The organism is Bradyrhizobium nitroreducens (assembly GCF_002776695.1).
In the GTDB taxonomy this organism is placed as follows: domain Bacteria; phylum Pseudomonadota; class Alphaproteobacteria; order Rhizobiales; family Xanthobacteraceae; genus Bradyrhizobium; species Bradyrhizobium nitroreducens.
On record NZ_LFJC01000003.1, the window covers coordinates 7,838,117 to 7,854,618 of the forward strand.

Annotated in this window: 18 protein-coding genes and 1 other RNA gene; 6 read left to right on the plus strand and 13 right to left on the minus strand. The window is 65.0% G+C overall.

What is annotated here, in order from left to right:
• Positions 1 to 330 precede the first annotated feature (330 nt).
• Positions 331 to 1,287, minus strand: a complete 957-nt coding sequence (miaA, locus tag TSA1_RS37060; RefSeq protein ID WP_100180640.1) for a tRNA (adenosine(37)-N6)-dimethylallyltransferase MiaA — start codon at positions 1,285 to 1,287, stop codon at positions 331 to 333.
• A gap of 11 nt (positions 1,288 to 1,298) precedes the next feature.
• Here miaA and serB point away from each other — a divergent pair, with 11 nt between their 5' ends.
• Positions 1,299 to 2,204, plus strand: coding sequence for a phosphoserine phosphatase SerB (gene serB, locus TSA1_RS37065; RefSeq protein WP_100180641.1), 906 nt, complete (start codon positions 1,299 to 1,301; stop codon positions 2,202 to 2,204).
• 182 nt (positions 2,205 to 2,386) lie between these two features.
• On the opposite strand, the gene TSA1_RS37070 is transcribed toward serB, so the two are convergent.
• From TSA1_RS37070 to TSA1_RS37125, 12 genes are all read right to left on the minus strand, one after another.
• Positions 2,387 to 3,880 carry a Do family serine endopeptidase gene (locus TSA1_RS37070; RefSeq protein WP_100180642.1) on the minus strand — a complete coding sequence of 498 codons (1,494 nt, stop codon included), beginning with the start codon at positions 3,878 to 3,880 and terminating at the stop codon, positions 2,387 to 2,389.
• Positions 3,881 to 4,024: 144 nt separating this feature from the next.
• Entirely contained in the window at positions 4,025 to 4,231 is a 207-nt protein-coding gene (locus TSA1_RS37075) for a DUF2065 domain-containing protein (RefSeq protein WP_100180643.1), read from the minus strand.
• A gap of 73 nt (positions 4,232 to 4,304) precedes the next feature.
• Entirely contained in the window at positions 4,305 to 5,189 is an 885-nt protein-coding gene (gene hflC / locus TSA1_RS37080; RefSeq protein ID WP_100180644.1) for a protease modulator HflC, read from the minus strand.
• Positions 5,186 to 6,322 carry an FtsH protease activity modulator HflK gene (gene hflK, locus TSA1_RS37085; RefSeq protein WP_100180645.1) on the minus strand — a complete coding sequence of 379 codons (1,137 nt, stop codon included), beginning with the start codon at positions 6,320 to 6,322 and terminating at the stop codon, positions 5,186 to 5,188. Before hflK ends, hflC begins: the two co-directional genes overlap by 4 nt.
• A gap of 152 nt (positions 6,323 to 6,474) precedes the next feature.
• Positions 6,475 to 6,987 carry a dihydrofolate reductase gene (locus TSA1_RS37090; protein ID WP_100180646.1) on the minus strand — a complete coding sequence of 171 codons (513 nt, stop codon included), beginning with the start codon at positions 6,985 to 6,987 and terminating at the stop codon, positions 6,475 to 6,477.
• Positions 6,987 to 7,472 carry a GNAT family N-acetyltransferase gene (locus TSA1_RS37095; RefSeq protein ID WP_100180647.1) on the minus strand — a complete coding sequence of 162 codons (486 nt, stop codon included), beginning with the start codon at positions 7,470 to 7,472 and terminating at the stop codon, positions 6,987 to 6,989. Before TSA1_RS37095 ends, TSA1_RS37090 begins: the two co-directional genes overlap by 1 nt.
• 60 nt (positions 7,473 to 7,532) lie before the next feature.
• A complete protein-coding gene (locus TSA1_RS37100) occupies positions 7,533 to 8,327 on the minus strand; it encodes a thymidylate synthase (protein WP_100180648.1) in 795 nt (264 codons plus the stop codon).
• 169 nt (positions 8,328 to 8,496) lie between these two features.
• Positions 8,497 to 9,477, minus strand: a complete 981-nt coding sequence (locus TSA1_RS37105; protein ID WP_100181553.1) for a tripartite tricarboxylate transporter substrate binding protein BugD — start codon at positions 9,475 to 9,477, stop codon at positions 8,497 to 8,499.
• A 154-nt stretch (positions 9,478 to 9,631) separates the two neighbouring features.
• The gene (locus TSA1_RS37110) at positions 9,632 to 11,146 is read right to left on the minus strand and encodes a tripartite tricarboxylate transporter permease (protein WP_100180649.1); all 1,515 of its coding nucleotides are present in this window, start codon (positions 11,144 to 11,146) and stop codon (positions 9,632 to 9,634) included.
• A gap of 7 nt (positions 11,147 to 11,153) precedes the next feature.
• The gene (locus TSA1_RS37115; RefSeq protein ID WP_100180650.1) at positions 11,154 to 11,915 is read right to left on the minus strand and encodes a tripartite tricarboxylate transporter TctB family protein; all 762 of its coding nucleotides are present in this window, start codon (positions 11,913 to 11,915) and stop codon (positions 11,154 to 11,156) included.
• Between the two features lie 94 nt (positions 11,916 to 12,009).
• Positions 12,010 to 12,540 (minus strand): chromate transporter, encoded by a 531-nt coding sequence (locus TSA1_RS37120; protein WP_100180651.1) that lies wholly within the window; start codon positions 12,538 to 12,540, stop codon positions 12,010 to 12,012.
• The gene (locus TSA1_RS37125) at positions 12,537 to 13,142 is read right to left on the minus strand and encodes a chromate transporter (protein ID WP_100180652.1); all 606 of its coding nucleotides are present in this window, start codon (positions 13,140 to 13,142) and stop codon (positions 12,537 to 12,539) included. The genes TSA1_RS37120 and TSA1_RS37125 overlap by 4 nt, the downstream gene beginning before the upstream one ends.
• A gap of 96 nt (positions 13,143 to 13,238) precedes the next feature.
• Here TSA1_RS37125 and ssrA point away from each other — a divergent pair.
• The 5 genes from ssrA (at position 13,239) to TSA1_RS37150 (ending at position 16,491) form a co-directional block, all read left to right on the plus strand.
• Positions 13,239 to 13,604, plus strand: a transfer-messenger RNA (tmRNA) gene (ssrA, locus tag TSA1_RS37130).
• 112 nt (positions 13,605 to 13,716) lie between these two features.
• Positions 13,717 to 14,235, plus strand: coding sequence for an SspB family protein (locus tag TSA1_RS37135; RefSeq protein WP_100180653.1), 519 nt, complete (start codon positions 13,717 to 13,719; stop codon positions 14,233 to 14,235).
• Positions 14,236 to 14,324: 89 nt separating this feature from the next.
• Positions 14,325 to 15,773, plus strand: coding sequence for a class II fumarate hydratase (gene fumC, locus TSA1_RS37140; RefSeq protein ID WP_100181554.1), 1,449 nt, complete (start codon positions 14,325 to 14,327; stop codon positions 15,771 to 15,773).
• 281 nt (positions 15,774 to 16,054) lie between these two features.
• Positions 16,055 to 16,243, plus strand: coding sequence for a DUF4169 family protein (locus tag TSA1_RS37145; RefSeq protein ID WP_018640859.1), 189 nt, complete (start codon positions 16,055 to 16,057; stop codon positions 16,241 to 16,243).
• Positions 16,240 to 16,491, plus strand: a complete 252-nt coding sequence (locus TSA1_RS37150) for a ribbon-helix-helix domain-containing protein (protein WP_063202285.1) — start codon at positions 16,240 to 16,242, stop codon at positions 16,489 to 16,491. Before TSA1_RS37145 ends, TSA1_RS37150 begins: the two co-directional genes overlap by 4 nt.
• Positions 16,492 to 16,502 lie beyond the last annotated feature (11 nt).

Consider the following 16,502-nt stretch of genomic DNA (forward strand, 5'->3'; position numbering starts at 1 on the left):
GCATGGCAGGCGCTCGGCTTCCCAAAGGTTGCGCGAAACATAGCGGCCAAAGCCCGGATGTCAAGGCAATGCGGCCGTTCCCGCGCGATTTTGGCAGTGTAGCGGTGTTCCCCGGGTTCGGCGAGAGGTAAATTCGGGAACCCGGACAGAAAAGCGGGTCAGCCCACCGTCATTCCGGGCCGATGCGAAGCATCGAGCCCGGAATCCATCGCCATAGGACGCGTTGGCTCGTGAGATGGTGGCCCAAAAGCCGTCGCCACACGGGCGCCTGGGGTTATGGATTCCGGGCGCGCGCTACGCGCGCCCCGGACTGACGACGGAGGGAGGTTGTCATCCCCGGTCCCGCGCCGCACTCACGACGGCCGCCAGCCATCCCTTCGCCTCGGCCGGCTTGACCCATTCGAACTCCGGCAATTGGTGCCGGAACCAGGTGAATTGGCGCTTGGCGTAGTGGCGGGTATCGGCGCGACCGATGGTGGCCGCCTCGTCCAGGCTGAGTTCGCCGCGCAAATGCCGGATCAGGGCCGGCACGCCGTGGGCCTTCATGGCCGGCAGGAGCGGATCGAGGTGTCTCGCGGCGAGGTGCTCGACCTCCCTCAAGGCGCCAGCGCCGAGCATGGCATCGAAACGGGCATCGATCCGCGCATAAAGCGCGTCGCGGTCGGGGGCGAGAAACACCGCGCGAAAACTGCCATTCGGCAGCAGCGGCGGCTGGCCCTCCCGATGCCAGTCGAGCAGCGAGCGGCCGGTCGCCTCGACCACTTCGAGCGCGCGCGCGATCCGGGGGCGGTCACGCAGGTTCAGTCGCTCGGCCGCGCGCGGATCGCGGCGTGCGAGTTCCGCATGCAGCGCCTCCGGGCCATTCCGCTCCAGCCGCGTGCGCACGGCCTCTCGCACCTCGGCAGGAATGGGCGGCACCACGGAGAGCCCCGCCGTCAGCGCCTTGAAATACAATCCGGTGCCGCCGATGAAGATCGGCAGGCGGCCTTCCGCCTTTGCCTCGTCGAGCGCCTTTGCCGCGTCAGCCACCCAGGCGCCCGCCGAGAAGTTCACGGCCGCATCGACGTGGCCGTAGAGACGGTGTGGAGCGCGGGCTTCCTCGTCATGTGTCGGCCGTGCCGTGATGATGCGCAGATCGCGGTAGACCTGCATGGAATCGGCATTGATGACGACGCCGCCCGCGCTGAGGGCCAGCTCGAGCGCCAGGGCCGACTTGCCGCTGGCGGTCGGGCCTGCGATAAGCACGGCCTCGCCAACAGGCCTTCTGCCGACTTGCCTCTCGCTCACGAAAACCTCAAATGTCCCTCGTCGCCACGCTGATCTGCAATCCCGACAATCCCGCGCTCGACACCACCATCGTCGACGGCGCCCGCGCGGTGCTGCCGCAGGCCGCTCCCGCGCACTGGCTGTTCGACGGGGTTGCGGTCGATATCCCCTTCGGCGCCGACAATAACCTCGAAGCCGACCGCCACGCCATCGAGCAGCGGCTGCGCGAGCTTCGCGGCGACCTGCCTATCGACATCGTCGTGCAACCAGTCGAGGCCCGGCGCAAGAAGCTTTTTCTGGCAGACATGGATTCGACCATGATCGGCCAGGAATGCATCGACGAGCTCGCCGACCTGGTCGGGATGAAGGCCCATGTCGCGGCCATCACCGAGCGTGCGATGCGCGGCGAGATCGAGTTCGAGCCGGCACTGCGCGAGCGCGTCGCGCTGCTGAAGGATTTGCCCGCCAGCGTGGTCGACGAAGTCCTGGCCAAGCGCATCACGCTCACCCCGGGCGGCCGTGAACTGGTCGCGACCATGCGCGCCCACGGCGCCTATACCTGCCTCGTCTCCGGCGGCTTCACGCTGTTCACCAGCGCGGTCGCCGCCAAGCTCGGCTTCCAGGAGAACCGCGCCAACCAGCTCGTCGTGCGCGACGGCAAGTTCACCGGCGAGGTGAAGGAGCCGATCCTGGGACGCGCGGCGAAGCTCGCGACGCTGGTGGATCTGATGGAGTCGTTCGATCTCGACGACATCGACTCCGTCGTAGTCGGCGACGGCGCCAATGATCTCGCGATGATCCAGGCGGCGGGCCTCGGCGTCGCCTATCACGCCAAGCCGGCGGTGGCCGCGGCGGCGGCTGCACGGATCGACCACGGCGATCTTACCGCGCTGCTCTATGCGCAGGGCTATCGGCGGGCCGAGTTCGTGGAGGCTTAACCTCTCGCTGCACACTCCGCAGCGGTCAGGTGGGCGGAGGCGGATTTGCGCCGTGCCCACCACTGTTTGTCGCAACGATGGAAAGGCGTGGGCACGCTTCCGCCTTCGCTCTTCGAGCTACGGCGGACAAGTCGCTTTGCCCGCCCTACGAGACCGTGCCGCGCTGCGGGACCGTGCGGCCTCTACTGCACGCTCAGCGCCACGAAGCGCAGCTCGCCGTCGCCGTTCGAGACCAGCAACAGCACCGACTTCTTGCCGTCCTTCTTGAGCTGGTCGACCCGCTTCTGGATATCGGCGCCGCTCGACACCGCCTCCTGCGCGACCTCGACGATGACGTCGCCAGCGGAGAGGCGCTTCTCGGCGGCGTCGGAGTTGGCATCGACATTGGTGACGACGACACCCTTGACGCTCTCCTTGATCTTGTAGCGCGTGCGCAGATCCTTGTTCAGCGCGGCGAGATCGAGGCCGAGCGCCTTCTGCGTCACCGGCTTCTCCGGCGCCGGCTCGTCGGTCTTCGCCGCGGTCTGTACCTTGTCGGGATCCTGCAGGCGGCCGAGCGTGACCTTCTTGGTCTCTTCCTGGCCCTTGCGGATGATGACGACGTCGACCTCCTTGCCGACCGCCGTGTCGGCGACGACGCGGGACAGATCCTTGGGATCCTTGACGTCCTTGCCGTCGAACTTGACGACGACGTCGCCGGGCTCGATGCCGGCGGGCTTGGCCGGGCCCTTGTCGTCGACGCCGGCAACCAGCGCGCCGCGCGGCGGCTTGATGTTGAGGCTCTCGGCGATCTCGTCGGTGACGCTCTGGATGCGCACGCCCAGCCAGCCCCGGCGCAGCTCGCCGAACTGACGGAGCTGGTCGACGACGCCCGCGACCGTCTTCGACGGCACGGCGAAGCCGATGCCGATCGAGCCGCCCGAGGGCGAGATGATCAGCGTGTTGACGCCGATGACGTCGCCATCGAGGTTGAACAGCGGACCACCGGAATTGCCGCGGTTGATGGAGGCGTCGGTCTGGATGTAGCTGTCATAGGGACCCGAGGAAATGTCGCGGTTCTTGGCCGAGACGATGCCGGCCGTCACCGTGCCGCCCAGGCTGAACGGGTTGCCGATCGCGACCACCCAGTCGCCGAGACGCAGCTTGTCGCTATCGCCGAACTTCACCGCGATCAGCGGCTTGGTCGGCTTGAACTTCAGCACGGCAAGGTCGGTCTTCTTGTCGACGCCGACCAGCTCGGCCTTGATCTTGGTGCCGTCGTTGAGGATGACGTTGATCTCGTCGGCGTCCGCGATGACGTGGTTGTTGGTGACGACGACGCCTGACGTGTCGATGATGAAGCCGCTTCCGAGCGAGTTGGTCTTGCGCGGCGGGTTGTTATCGCCGCCCTTGCTGCCGCCGCCGGGACCCTTGCGGTTCTTGAAGAAGTCGTCGAAGAACTCCTCGAAGGGCGAGCCGGGCGGCAATTGCGGCATGGCGTTGCCGCCGCCGCCCTTGGCTTCGACGGTCTGCGAGGTCGAGATGTTGACGACCGCGTCGATCACCTTCTCGGCGACGTCGGCGATGCCCTCCGGTCCGCGCGCCTGTGCCGGCGTGCCAAGCGCAGCGAAAGCACCGACGGCGAGCGCAGCCAGCCCTAAACGCAAGCGGGTCGGGGCAATGGTGGCAGCGGTCATTGGTATCTCCAGAGAATAAGGATTCGCCGTCCAGACTGCGCTCGAACGGGGGGACGGCGCAAGCGCGGAGCTTAACGGGTCTCAACACCCCGACAATACGGCGAAAACCGGTCTTTCGCCTTCACTTTGACGTTGGCGCAAGATTTAGACCGGACGCCGCATAACCCAGATCAGGACGAGGCCGGCGACGGCCGAACCGATCCCGACCACCCGCAGGACGTTGTCGGGCGTGGCGATGGCGCTCTTCATGGCCTTGCGCATCCAGTTCGGACTGGCTGCGAACATCAGGCCTTCCAGCACGAACAGGATGCCCAGGCCGATGAGGAAGTCGGCGAACGCAATGGACCTCATCGGATGGGAACCTCCCGTTTGTGGTGTTCTTGTCTGAACAAAGGGCGGCGAGATTCGCCGCCCGTTGTCTAGCTTAAGGTTTCGCCGGCGTCTTGCCGGACGGGTTGCTAAAGTACCGGAAGAAATCCGAGTCCGGCCGCAGCAGGAAGCGGGTATCGTTCGACTTCAGCCCGTTCTCGTAGGCCGTCATCGACCGGTAGAAGGCGAAGAAGTCGGCATCCTTGCCGTAGGCTTCGGCGAACAGGCGGTTGCGTTCGGCGTCGCCGACGCCGCGCGTCTGCTCGGCCTGCGACCTGGCTTCCGCCTCGATCACGGTCGCCTCGCGGTCAGCCTTGGAGCGGATCTCCTGCGCCTTCTGGCCGCCCTGTGCCCGGAACTCGGCCGCTTCACGCTCGCGCTCCGTCTTCATGCGCTGATAGACCGCCTGGCTGTTCTGCTCCGGCAGGTCGGCGCGGCGGATCCGGACGTCGACGACCTGGATGCCGTAACCGTCGGCCTCACGATCGAGCTGGTCGCGGATGCGCTGCATCAGCTTCTCGCGGTCGTCGCGCACCACGTTGATGAAGGTGACCTCGCCGAGCACGCGGCGCAGCGCCGCGTTCAGGAGCGTGGTGAGCTGGATGTTCGCAGCCTGGATCGAGCCGACGCTCTGATAGAAGCGCAGCGCGTCCTTGATGCGATAGCGTGCGAAGGCGTCGACCACGAGCCGCTTCTGGTCGGACGCGATCGCTTCCTGCGACGGGTTCTCCAGATCGAGGATCCGCTTGTCGATGTTGATCACCGAGTTCCACGGCGCCTTGAAGTGCAGGCCGGGCGCGGTGACGACGTCGACGGGGCGGCCGAACTGCAGCACGATGGTCTGCTCGGTCTGCGCAACCGTGAACAACGACATGTAGCCGACGATCACGACGAGCAGGAGCCCGAGCAGCGTGACGATACCTGTGACCGGAGACCTCATCGGTTGCCTCCGCTCGACTGCGGACCGGTGGCAGGCGGCCGCTTGGTCGTCAGTTCGCCGAGGGGCAGGTAAGGCACGATGCCCTGGCCCGAGGGCCCGCCGTCATAGACGAGCTTGTCCGCGCCGCCGAGCACGCGCTCCATCGTCTCCAGATAGATCCGTTCACGCGTCACGTCAGGCGCCTTCTTGTATTCCTCGTAAACCTTCAGGAAGCGCGAGCTCTGGCCCTTGGCCTCGGCAACCGCCTGCTCCTTGTAGCCTTCGGCGGCCTGCATGATCTGCGCCGCACGTCCGCGCGCCTGCGGCACCACCTGGTTGGCGTAGGTCTGTGCCTCGTTCTGCAACTGCTCGAGATTGGCGCGCGCCGCCTGGACGTCGCGGAAGGCGTCGATCACCTGCGCCGGCGGATCGACCTTCTGCATCTGCACCTGGCTGATCTGAATGCCGGCGCCGTAGCTGTCCAGGGTCTTCTGGATCAGTTCCTGCACGCCCTGTTCGGTGACGTTGCGCGCACCGGTGAGGATCGGCTGGATCTGCGAGCGGCCGATCACCTCGCGCATCGAGCTCTCGGCGACCGCCTTCACGGTACCTTCGGGATTCTGGATGTTGAAGAGGAAGTCGCCGACGCCATCAGGCTTGATGCGCCACAGCACGGTGAAATCGACGTCGACGATGTTCTCGTCGCCGGTCAGCATCAGGCTCTCTTCCGGCACGTCACGAATGGAGCGGCCGCGCCGCGCCGGATCGTCGATCAGCGTCATGCCGATGGAGATGGTGTTGACGCGCAGCGCCTTGGGCAGCAGCACGGTCTCGATCGGATAGGGCAGATGATAGTTCAGGCCCGGCTGCACGGTGCGGACATGCTTGCCGAAGCGCAGCACGACGCCGAGCTCTTCGGACTGCACGCGGAAGAAGCCCGACAGCAGCCAGAACGCGACGATCAGCAGCACGATCAGCGTGATGCCGATGCCGGAGAAATAGCCGCCCGGCATGATCTGCTGGAGGCGATCCTGGCCACGCCGCAGAAGGTCTTCCAGATCCGGCGGCCTCGGCCCGACCGGTTGCGGGCCTGAGCCCCATGGTCCCTTTGGACCCGAGCCCCATGGGCCACCGCCCTGATTCTTCCACGGCATTCGACGCTCTCCTCGGCAGGGTGGAATTGCCCCCGCCCGCTTTGTCCGGTCCGCTTTATAGGGGACAGGCAGGTCCCTTACAACGCAGCCTTCGTCGTCTTCCGAGCTATGCTCGGGCACGAAAAAGTCAATGTAAACATTGGCGAAAGCGGTTAATGGCCGCGCCGCCGACGATATGTCACATAGGAGTAGTCGGCGCTGTCGTCGGGGCCGGCGGGATGGCGGATACGTTCCACCTCGTCCCACTCCGCCCTGTCGATGTCGAAATGCGTATCGCCTTCGGGCCGCGCATGCACTTCGGTGATCTCGAGGCGATCGGCGCGATCGAGCCATTGCCGGAAGATCTCGGCGCCTCCGATCACGGCGATCTCGGTGACGGAACGCCGCAGGGCATCGCCGCGCGCAACCGCGGCCGCATCCGCGGCCGATGTCGTGACGATGGCCCCATTGGCGCGATAGGCCGCATCGCGCGTGATGACGATATTGGTGCGGGCCGGCAGCGGACGGCGGGGCAGGGATTCGAAGGTCTTGCGACCCATGATCACGGGCTTGCCGATGGTCAGCGCCTTGAAGCGCGCCATATCGGCCTTCAATCGCCACGGCATCGCATTGCCCGCGCCGATGACGCCGTTCTCCGCAATCGCGACGACGAAGACGATCTCCATCAGGCAGAGCTCCCGGCAAGCCGCGTCAGCGCAGGCCCGGTGACGCGGCACAGCGTCCAGTCGTCCATCATGACGGCGCCGAGCGATTTGTAGAACGCGATCGACGGCGCATTCCAGTCGAGCACCGCCCATTGCAGGCGCGCCCAGCCGTTGTCGACGCACTCCTTCGCGAGATAGACCAGCAGCGCCTTGCCGAGACCTTTGCCGCGATGTGAGGGCCGCACATAGAGGTCCTCGAGATAGATGCCGTGGCGGCCGCTGAAGGTGGAGAAATTCGCAAACCAGACCGCGAAGCCGACGGCCTCACCGTTCCACTCGGCGATCGCGCAATAGAGCCGCGGCCTTTCGCCGAACAGTGCGTCCGCGATGTCAGCCTCGGTCGCCTCCACCTCGTGCGCGAGCTTTTCGTAGTCGGCGAGCTCGCGGACAAAGGACAGAACGAGCCCGGCTTCTCCCGGCTGCGCACGGCGGATGTTGAGCGACATCGTTTAAAGTGCCCGCATGATCTTATCGGAAAACCGCTGCAAACTTTTCCGGATCATGCGCTAGACCGCGACTTCCGCCTTGATGTGCGGATGCGGATCGTAACCGACGAGCTCGAAATCCTCATAGCGGAAGGAGAAGATGTCCTTCACCTCAGGATTGATCCGCATCACCGGCAGCGCACGCGGCGCGCGGCTGAGCTGAAGCCGGGCCTGCTCCAGATGGTTGGAATAGAGATGGGCGTCGCCGAACGAATGCACGAAGTCGCCGGGCTTCAGGCCGGTGACCTGCGCCACCATCATGGTGAGCAATGCATAGGACGCGATATTGAAGGGCACGCCGAGGAAGACGTCGGCCGAGCGCTGATAGAGCTGGCACGACAGCTTGCCGTTCGCGACATAGAACTGGAACAGCAGATGGCACGGCGGCAGCGCCATCTTGTCGACGTCGGCCGGATTCCAGGCGGTGACGATCAGCCGGCGCGAATCCGGGGTGCGCTTGATCATGTCGATGACCTTGGCGATCTGGTCGATGCTGCCGCCATCAGGCGTTGGCCACGAGCGCCATTGATGCCCGTAGACGGGGCCGAGATCACCATTGGCGTCGGCCCACTCGTCCCAGATGGTGACGCCGTTGTCGCGCAGATATTTGATGTTGGTGTCGCCCTTCAGGAACCACAACAGCTCATGCACGATCGCCTTCAGCGGCAGCCGCTTGGTGGTCAGCATCGGGAAGCCGACCGACAGATTGAAGCGCATCTGATGGCCGAACACCGAGAGCGTGCCGGTACCGGTCCGATCGGTCTTCTCGGCGCCGTCTGAAAGAATCCGCTCGAGCAGGTCCTGATACTGGTGCATGTGCGACTGAGCCTTTGGGGAGGCGGCGAACTTAGCGGCCACCCCCGCGCTGCGACAGCGGCGATTCGCTGTCCGCACCGATTATACCCTGAAAAATGAGCATCCCGGCGCAAACGACAAGGGGCGGAACTTGCGTCCCACCCCTCACCTATCGACTTGAAAGTGCTGGTTAAGTTGCCGGCTTGAGCACCGGGGTCCACTTCGCGATCTCGTTCCTGACGAGGGTGGCCAGCGCCTCCGGCGTGCGTTCCGCGGGGGTGGGGATGACGCTGCCGAGCTCGAGCAGGCGCTTCTTCACCGTCTCGTCGTCGAGCGCCTTGCTGGCGGCGGCGTTCAGGCTGGCGACAATCGCAGGCGAAGTTCCCTTCGGCGCGAACATCGCATTCCAGGCCTGGGCCTGGAATTTCGGCAGACCGGCTTCCGCGGTGGTCGGCACGTTGGGCAGCGACGGATTGCGCTCCGGCGTCGCGATCGCATAGGCCTTGATGGTGCCGGCATTGATCTGCGGCACGGCGTTGACGATCTGGTCGCACATGTAGTCGACCTGCCCCGCCACCAGCGCGTTCATCGCGGGGCCCGTGCCGTTGAAGGGCACACCGACCGGCTTGATGTCGAGGATCGAGTGCAGCAGTTCGCACGAGACGTGCGAGACCGAGCCGACGCCCGCATGGGCAGCGTTCACCTTCTCGGCGTTGGCTTTCACATACGCGACGAACTCCTTCAGGTCCTTCGGCGGAAAGTCCTTGCGCGCCAGAATCAGGATCGGGGTGCCCGCGAGCAGCGCGATCGGCTCGAAATCCTTCTCGGGGTGATAGGCGAGCTTCGGATAGAGCGGCACGGAGGCAGCATGGGTGCCCATATGCCCGGTGATCAGCGTGTAGCCGTCATTGGCCGCCCGCGCGGCGCGCGTGGTCGCGGTGGTGCCGCCGGCGCCGACCACGTTCTCGATGATGATGCTCTGTCCGAGCGTCTGCGCCATGTGCCCGGTGACGATGCGCGCGACCACGTCGGTCGGCCCGCCGGCCGCGAATGGCACGATCATGGTGATGCTGCGCGTCGGATAGGTCTGCGCCTCGGCCGGCGCAATGAGGATGCCCAGCGATGCGAGCGCTGCCGCACATGCGCCCGTGAGCGCGCGAATCAAGGTCATGTCGATCCCCTTGGACAAAAACAAATGCCGGCCCAAAGGCCGGCATTTTCATTTCACGAAGCCGTAACACGAGTCGATCCGACTTCCGGATGCGGCGCGCCGACGCAGGGCGCGGCGACGACGCAGGGCGCGGCGACGACGCTGGGCGCGTCGCTCAGTTCTCGGATTCGGTGAACACCTCGTCGCGCTTCGACCGGAGCGCCGGCAGCACCGTGAGCAGCAGCAGGCCTGCCGCGATCGCGAGCAGCACCGCCGACAGCGGCCGCGTCAGGAACACGCTCCAGTCGCCGCGCGAGATCAGCAGCGCACGGCGCAGGTTCTCTTCCATCAGCGGTCCCAGCACCATGCCGAGCAGCAGCGGCGCCGGCTCGAAATCGTGCTTGATCAGCCAATAGCCGACGAGACCGAACACGCCGGCGAGGATGACGTCGACCGGTGCGTTGTTCACCGAGTAGATGCCGATCGCACAGAAGATCACGATCGAGGGGAACATCAGCCGGTACGGCACGCGGAGCAGGCGGACCCAGATTCCGACCAGCGGCAGGTTGATGATGATCAGCATCAGGTTGCCGATCCACATCGAGGCGATCATGCCCCAGACGAGGTCGGGCTGCTTCTGCATCACCTGCGGGCCCGGCACGATGCCGTGGATGGTCATCGCGCCCACCATCAGCGCCATCACCGCGTTCGGCGGGATACCGAGCGTCAGCAGCGGGATGAAGGAGGTCTGCGCCGCGGCGTTGTTGGCGCTTTCCGGTGCCGCCACGCCTTCGATCGCGCCGCGACCGAACCGCTTCGGGTCCTTCGCCAGCTTCTTCTCGAGCGTGTAGGCCGCGAACGAGGCGATGACCGCGCCGCCGCCGGGCAGGATGCCGAGGATCGAGCCGAGCACGGTGCCGCGCAGAATCGGCGGCGCCGAGTCGATCAGATCCTTCTTGGTCGGCATCAGGCCGGTGATCTTCTGCTGCACGAGGTCGCGGTTCATCTCGGCGCCGGCGTCGAGATTGCGGATGATCTCGGCGAAGCCGAACACACCCATCGCCACCGTCGCGAAGCCGAGACCGTCGGCGAGCTCCGGAATGTTGAAGGCCATGCGCGAGGCGCCGGTCTCGATGTCCGAGCCGACCATGGAGAGCAACAGGCCGAACACGATCATCGCGATCGCCTTCAGCACCGAGCCCTTGGCCAGCACGACCGCGAAGATCAGGCCCAGCACCATCAGCGAGAAATACTCGGCCGGACCGAACGCCAGCGCGAGCTTGGTCAGCGGCGCACCGAGAACTGCAATCAAAATCGTCGCGACGCAGCCGGCGAAGAACGAGCCGATCGCCGCAATCGCCAGCGCCGGGCCGGCGCGGCCCTGCTTGGCCATCTGGTGACCGTCGATGGCGGTGACGACCGATGTCGCCTCACCTGGAATATTGACCAGGATCGAGGTGGTCGAACCACCATACTGTGCACCGTAATAGATGCCGGCGAGCATGATCAGCGCACCGACCGGCGGCAGTCCGAAGGTGATCGGAAGCAGCATCGCGACCGTGGCGATGGTGCCAATGCCCGGGAGCACGCCGACCAGCGTGCCGACCAGCGCACCGATCAGGCACATCAGGAGGTTGATCGGGGAGAGCGCGACGACGAAACCGTGAGCGAGGTTGGCAAAGATATCCATTACACCCTCACTGGTTCAGGAAGCGCGGAAACATCGGCATCGGCAACCCGAGCACGTAGGGAAAGAGGATGGCGCAGCCGATCGTCAGGCAGGCGCCGACGATGGCAGCCTCCACCCAACGCGTCTCGTTCGATCCCGTCGCCGCGATCATGAAGCTCGCAAAGGCCGTGACCACGAGGCCGAGCGAGCGGATCGACAGCGCGAAGAACAGGATCGCGGCCATCACGAACAGCGGTCCGCGCCAGGCATAATGGGACATCCCCGGCCCGTCGGTCAGAAGACCGGTCAGGGCAATGCCCGCGGACAAGGCGACCAGCAGTCCGCCGAACATCCGCGGTGCGGTGCCGGCGCCGAAGGAGAAGCCGCGCATGCCCTGCAGATCGCTGGAAGCCCAGAGCGCGAACAGGGCCAGCGCCATCAGGATGACGCCGCCGACATAGTCCTGGGCCGACCTGATGGTCATGAACAGCGTGACGATCGCCACCGCAAGGAGCGGATAGGAGTAGATCAGCGCAAGCAGCACCTCGGACGACGCCTTCTTGGTGTCACCGCTGGCCGCGCCGATCAGCGCGCCGGGCGCACCGGCGAACAGCGCCGTGGCGTGGGCAACCACCACCGCGGCCGGGCCGCGGCCCGCGCCCCAGCCGAAAATCGTCCCTATCGACCAGATGAATTCGAAAATCTGCGGCGCTATCGCCAGCAGACAGAAGCCGAGTGCCACCGATGTGTTTCGAGTGGCAGTCGCCGAGTGGCCCATCGTATCGGCCATGCATGTCTCCTCCGCGACCTGTAAGTCACGAGCACTGTTGTTCTAAATCGGCTGGAAATGGATCCCCCGCCCGATCACTGCCTAGCCATTTTCATCACACAATGCCAGCAAAACCAAACAGCCCGCCGGCGAGCAGGAGCCAGAGTGGATTGATGCGCGAGACGGATGCGATCACCGCAACCATTGCGGTCAGAAGCAGTGCAGCAATCGTACGATCGGTCGACTGGACCAGGATCAGAGCACTCGCGGCCATCAATCCGATCGAGAGCGGAACCAGTGCAGCCTGAATCAGGCCGGGCCAGCGCGATTGGCTGGGCCTGTTCAGCAGCCGGCTGACATAATAGGCAAGCAGCGCCGTCGGCAGGCACATCGCCAGCGTTGCTGCCAGCGCGCCGGGAATTCCGGCGACCGCATAGCCGATTAACGTCACGATAAGCACGTTTGGACCTGGCGAGAGCTGCGCAATCGCATAGGCATCGGAGAACTGCTTGTCGGTCATCCAGTGATGGACCTCGACCGCGATGCGGTGCATCTCGGGCACCGCCGCCGCAGCGCCGCCGACCGCAAAGAGCGACATCAGTCCAAAGGTGGAGATCAGCGCCCAGATCGGGTTCTCGGCATTCATGCTGCTACTTTCCGCCGCAGGAAATAAGTGGCGCCGATACTGACGGGGATCGCAACCAGCAGCACCGCCGGAAGCGGCAGGCGAAGCACGCCGATGGCGAGGAAAACACCGAGCATCAGGATCAGTGCGAGGGGATCCATCCGCTTCAGCAGCGGCGTCATCATGCGGAAGACCACCGCGATCAACAGCCCCACCGCCGCGCAGGAGATGCCGGCGAGGCTGCGGCGCAGCACGTCGAGGTCGCCGAAACGGGCGTAGGCGATCGCGAGCACCGTCATGATCAGCGTCGGCGGCAGCAGCAGTCCGGCAAAAGCGGCAACCCCGCCGGCAATGCCGCGCAGCCTCGACCCGAACACCACCGACAGGTTGACGATGTTGGGCCCGGGCAGGAAATGACAGAGCGCGAAGGTCTCGTTGAACTCGTCCGCCGTCATCCAGCGGTGCTGCTCGACGATGGCCCGCCGGGCAAACACCAAAACCCCGCCGAAACCGGCCAGCGACATCCGGGCGAAGGCCAGAAACAGGTCCAGCAGGCCGGGCGGAGCGGCGTGCGCGGTGGGGATATCCGGCTCTTGGGCGGCCGGTGCGGAATCCGGGGACATGTCAGGAGCTTAGAACGTGGCCTGCGGTGCGGCCAAGGTCGGGCGCAGGCCCACGTCGAACCTATCCAAAGGGAACCGGGACTTCCCCGCTCGAAACCTCTGTTTTTCTAAACCTTTGCCCCCTATATTGAGGATGCCGGTTCGCCGGCTATGGAAATAAACGGTCGTCGCAATAAACCATTCGGACCCGGGGGCGGTACCCGGCGCCTCCACCAAAGCCCATGTGTGGGCTAGCCCAAAGCGGGTTTTGGCGGGGGCGAAATAGGATCGACGAGGGCGTAAAGGGCGAACTTTTTCCCGGTATTGTTCCGCCGTTATCGGGCTACTGCAATAGTTGCCAACGACAACTTTGCTCCGGTTGCTCAGGCTGCGTAACGCAGTTTGAAAGACCACTCTAAAGTCCTAGCGGGTTAAGCTCCGCTAGGCGGGGTTCGGAGGCACCTGGCAACAGAAGCCTCCACTTAGCTTCATTTCTTCCCCGGCGGGGACTCCTGCTCACCCGTCAGGCGCGATATTATTGCGGCTTGGCGAGTCGAGCCGGCTGGTTCGGCTTCGGGGATGCAACAGGACCACCATGGCGACCGATCATATCCGATACGATGTGCTGGCCCGCGACGCGCTGCGCGGCGTGCTGCGGAAGGTGCTGACCGATGCCGCGGCCCATGGCCTGCCGGGGGAGCACCATTTCTTCATCACCTTCGTGTCGAAGGCCGAGGGCGTGAAGCTGTCGTCGCGGCTGCTCGCGCAGTATCCGGAAGAGATGACCATCATCCTCCAGCATCAATTCTGGGATCTGACCGTGCTCGAGGACCGCTTCGAGGTCGGCCTGTCCTTCGGCGGCATTCCGGAACGGCTGGTGGTGCCGTTCAGCGCCATCAAGAGCTTCCTCGATCCGTCCGTGAAGTTCGGCCTCCAGTTCGACACGTCCGATGTCGCCGAGGTCGCGCCGGAGAATTTGCCGGCGGCCCCTGCCCCTTCGGCCGTATCGGTGCCCGCCGCTGCCGCTGAAAAGGCGGAGACTGCGGAAGAGCCGACCCCGCCGAACCAGGGCGGCGCCGAAGTGGTGCGGCTCGATCGTTTCCGCAAGAAATGATCTAGGTTGGCCGCGAAACGGTCGCGCCCGGCCAGACTGACTATATAGAAGAGCACATGAAGAGGCCGCGCGGCACCTCGCGCGGCGGAATGGATGTGCTCATGGCCAAAGCTTCCCGCTCCAAGCCCACGACCTCAAAGACCGCCCGCCCCGCGACCCGCACCGAGACCGACAGTTTCGGTCCCATCGAGGTCCCCGCCGATCGCTATTGGGGCGCGCAGACCGAACGCTCGCGCCAGAATTTCCGCATCGGGACCGATCGCATGCCGATCTCCCTCGTGCACGCGCTCGGCATCGTCAAGCTCGCCGCCGCACAGACCAACCTCGAGCTCGGCCTGCTCGACCGGCGCCGCGCCGGCGCCATCATTCGCGCCGCGCGCGAGGTGATCGAGGGCAAGCTCGACGATCATTTTCCGCTCGTGGTGTGGCAGACCGGCTCCGGCACGCAGAGCAACATGAACCTCAACGAGGTGATCGCCAACCGCGCCAACGAGCTCCTGGGTGGCGAGCTCGGCGCCAAGAAGCCGGTGCATCCCAACGACCACGTCAACATGAGCCAGTCGTCGAACGATTCGTTCCCGACCGCGATGCATATCGCAGCCGCAAGCCGCATCCATGCCGATCTCGTTCCCGCCCTCGGTGAGCTGCTTGGCGCGCTGCGCAAGAAGGAGAAGGCGTTCGCTGGGATCGTCAAGATCGGCCGCACCCATACCCAGGATGCGACGCCGCTGACGCTCGGCCAGGAATTTTCCGGCTATGCCGCGCAGGTCGAAAGCGGCATCGCCCGGCTCAAGATTGCGGTGAAGGACCTCCATCCGCTGGCGCAGGGCGGCACCGCCGTCGGCACCGGGCTCAACTCGAAGCCGCGCTTTGCAAAACTGTTCGCAAAGCACGTTGCCGCAATCACGAAACTGCCCTTCACCAGCGCCGCCAACAAATTCGAGGCGCTGGCCTCGAACGACGCCTATGTGCTGGCCCACGGCGCCATCAATTCGGTGGCGACGGGCCTGTTCAAGATCGCCAACGACATCCGCCTGCTCGGTTCGGGCCCGCGCTCGGGCCTCGGCGAATTGATCCTGCCGGAGAACGAGCCGGGCTCCTCGATCATGCCGGGCAAGGTCAACCCGACGCAGTGCGAGGCAATGACCATGGTGTGCTGCCAGGTGTTCGGCAATCACACGGCGATCACGGTCGCCGGCAGCCAGGGCCATTTCGAGCTCAACGTCTACAAGCCCGTCCTGGCCTACAACATGCTGCACTCGATCCGCCTGCTGGCGGACGCCGCGCGATCCTTCACCGAGCATTGCGTCAGCGGCATCCGCGCCGACGAAAAGCGCATCAACGAGCTGATGCAGCGCTCGCTGATGCTGGTGACGGCGCTCGCCCCGAAGATCGGCTACGACAACGCCGCCAAGGTGGCCAAGACGGCCCATGCCAACGGCACCACGTTGAAGGAGGAGGCGCTGCGGCTCGGCTTCGTCTCGGCCGAGGAGTTCGATCGCCTGGTGCGCCCTGAAAAGATGACCAGCCCGGGATAAAATTCCGAATTCCGATTGCCATCCGTAATGATACGGACGCCAGGCGCCCCAGAAATGTGCGGCTTTGGGGGCGGGATTTGATTACCGTCAATGTTCCGGCGGAACGGCGTGCTACGCAGTCATTCCGCCCCTCGACGGGGGTCAAATTCATCGTTTGATGGCCTTAGGGCCCGATTGACGAGGACGAGCGAATGGCGATCAAGTCTTTTGGGGTGCAACGCGGCACCCTGTTTCGGAATGTTTCGTCCAGCCTGAAGAGGATCGGATGATGGAGACGCGGCATGGGGAACGTCATCAACCTGAATCGTTTCAGGAAGCGCGCCGAGCGGGAAGCCTCGGCGAAACAGGCGGACGCCAACCGGACGAAGTTCGGTCGCACGAAGGCGGAACGGTCGGCGGAGGAGACGCGCGCGGACAAGGCGAAGGCGCACCTGGATCAGCATCAGATCGATCGCGAGGAGCAGCCATGAAGTCGCCCGTCGTGAAGCGGTCGATCGTCGTCGCCGGGCACAAGACCAGCGTCAGCCTGGAAGAGGCGTTCTGGAACGGCATGAAGGAGATTTCCGGCCTGCGCAACATGACGTTGTCCGAGCTGGTCGGCGAGATCGACAACAACCGCCAGCAGGGCAATCTGTCGTCGGCGATCCGCCTGTTCGTCCTGGACTACTTCAAGAGCCGGGCCATGGCCCCCCAGCCGGACAAGGTCCCGGCCCAGTAGCCAACCCAAAC

Coding starts and splice junctions, on each gene's coding strand:
- fumC (WP_100181554.1), top strand. CDS start 14,325: ATGGATGTGCTCATGGCCAAAGCTTCCCGCTCCAAGCCCACGACCTCA.
- TSA1_RS37090 (WP_100180646.1), bottom strand. CDS start 6,987: ATGGAGATCGTCTTCGTCGTCGCGATTGCGGAGAACGGCGTCATCGGC.
- TSA1_RS37075 (WP_100180643.1), bottom strand. CDS start 4,231: ATGAGGTCCATTGCGTTCGCCGACTTCCTCATCGGCCTGGGCATCCTG.
- TSA1_RS37120 (WP_100180651.1), bottom strand. CDS start 12,540: ATGAATGCCGAGAACCCGATCTGGGCGCTGATCTCCACCTTTGGACTG.
- TSA1_RS37070 (WP_100180642.1), bottom strand. CDS start 3,880: ATGACCGCTGCCACCATTGCCCCGACCCGCTTGCGTTTAGGGCTGGCT.
- hflC (WP_100180644.1), bottom strand. CDS start 5,189: ATGAGGTCTCCGGTCACAGGTATCGTCACGCTGCTCGGGCTCCTGCTC.
- TSA1_RS37135 (WP_100180653.1), top strand. CDS start 13,717: ATGGCGACCGATCATATCCGATACGATGTGCTGGCCCGCGACGCGCTG.
- hflK (WP_100180645.1), bottom strand. CDS start 6,322: ATGCCGTGGAAGAATCAGGGCGGTGGCCCATGGGGCTCGGGTCCAAAG.
- TSA1_RS37105 (WP_100181553.1), bottom strand. CDS start 9,477: ATGACCTTGATTCGCGCGCTCACGGGCGCATGTGCGGCAGCGCTCGCA.
- TSA1_RS37150 (WP_063202285.1), top strand. CDS start 16,240: ATGAAGTCGCCCGTCGTGAAGCGGTCGATCGTCGTCGCCGGGCACAAG.
- TSA1_RS37100 (WP_100180648.1), bottom strand. CDS start 8,327: ATGCACCAGTATCAGGACCTGCTCGAGCGGATTCTTTCAGACGGCGCC.
- TSA1_RS37115 (WP_100180650.1), bottom strand. CDS start 11,915: ATGGCCGATACGATGGGCCACTCGGCGACTGCCACTCGAAACACATCG.
- TSA1_RS37110 (WP_100180649.1), bottom strand. CDS start 11,146: ATGGATATCTTTGCCAACCTCGCTCACGGTTTCGTCGTCGCGCTCTCC.
- TSA1_RS37125 (WP_100180652.1), bottom strand. CDS start 13,142: ATGTCCCCGGATTCCGCACCGGCCGCCCAAGAGCCGGATATCCCCACC.
- TSA1_RS37145 (WP_018640859.1), top strand. CDS start 16,055: ATGGGGAACGTCATCAACCTGAATCGTTTCAGGAAGCGCGCCGAGCGG.
- TSA1_RS37095 (WP_100180647.1), bottom strand. CDS start 7,472: ATGTCGCTCAACATCCGCCGTGCGCAGCCGGGAGAAGCCGGGCTCGTT.
- serB (WP_100180641.1), top strand. CDS start 1,299: ATGTCCCTCGTCGCCACGCTGATCTGCAATCCCGACAATCCCGCGCTC.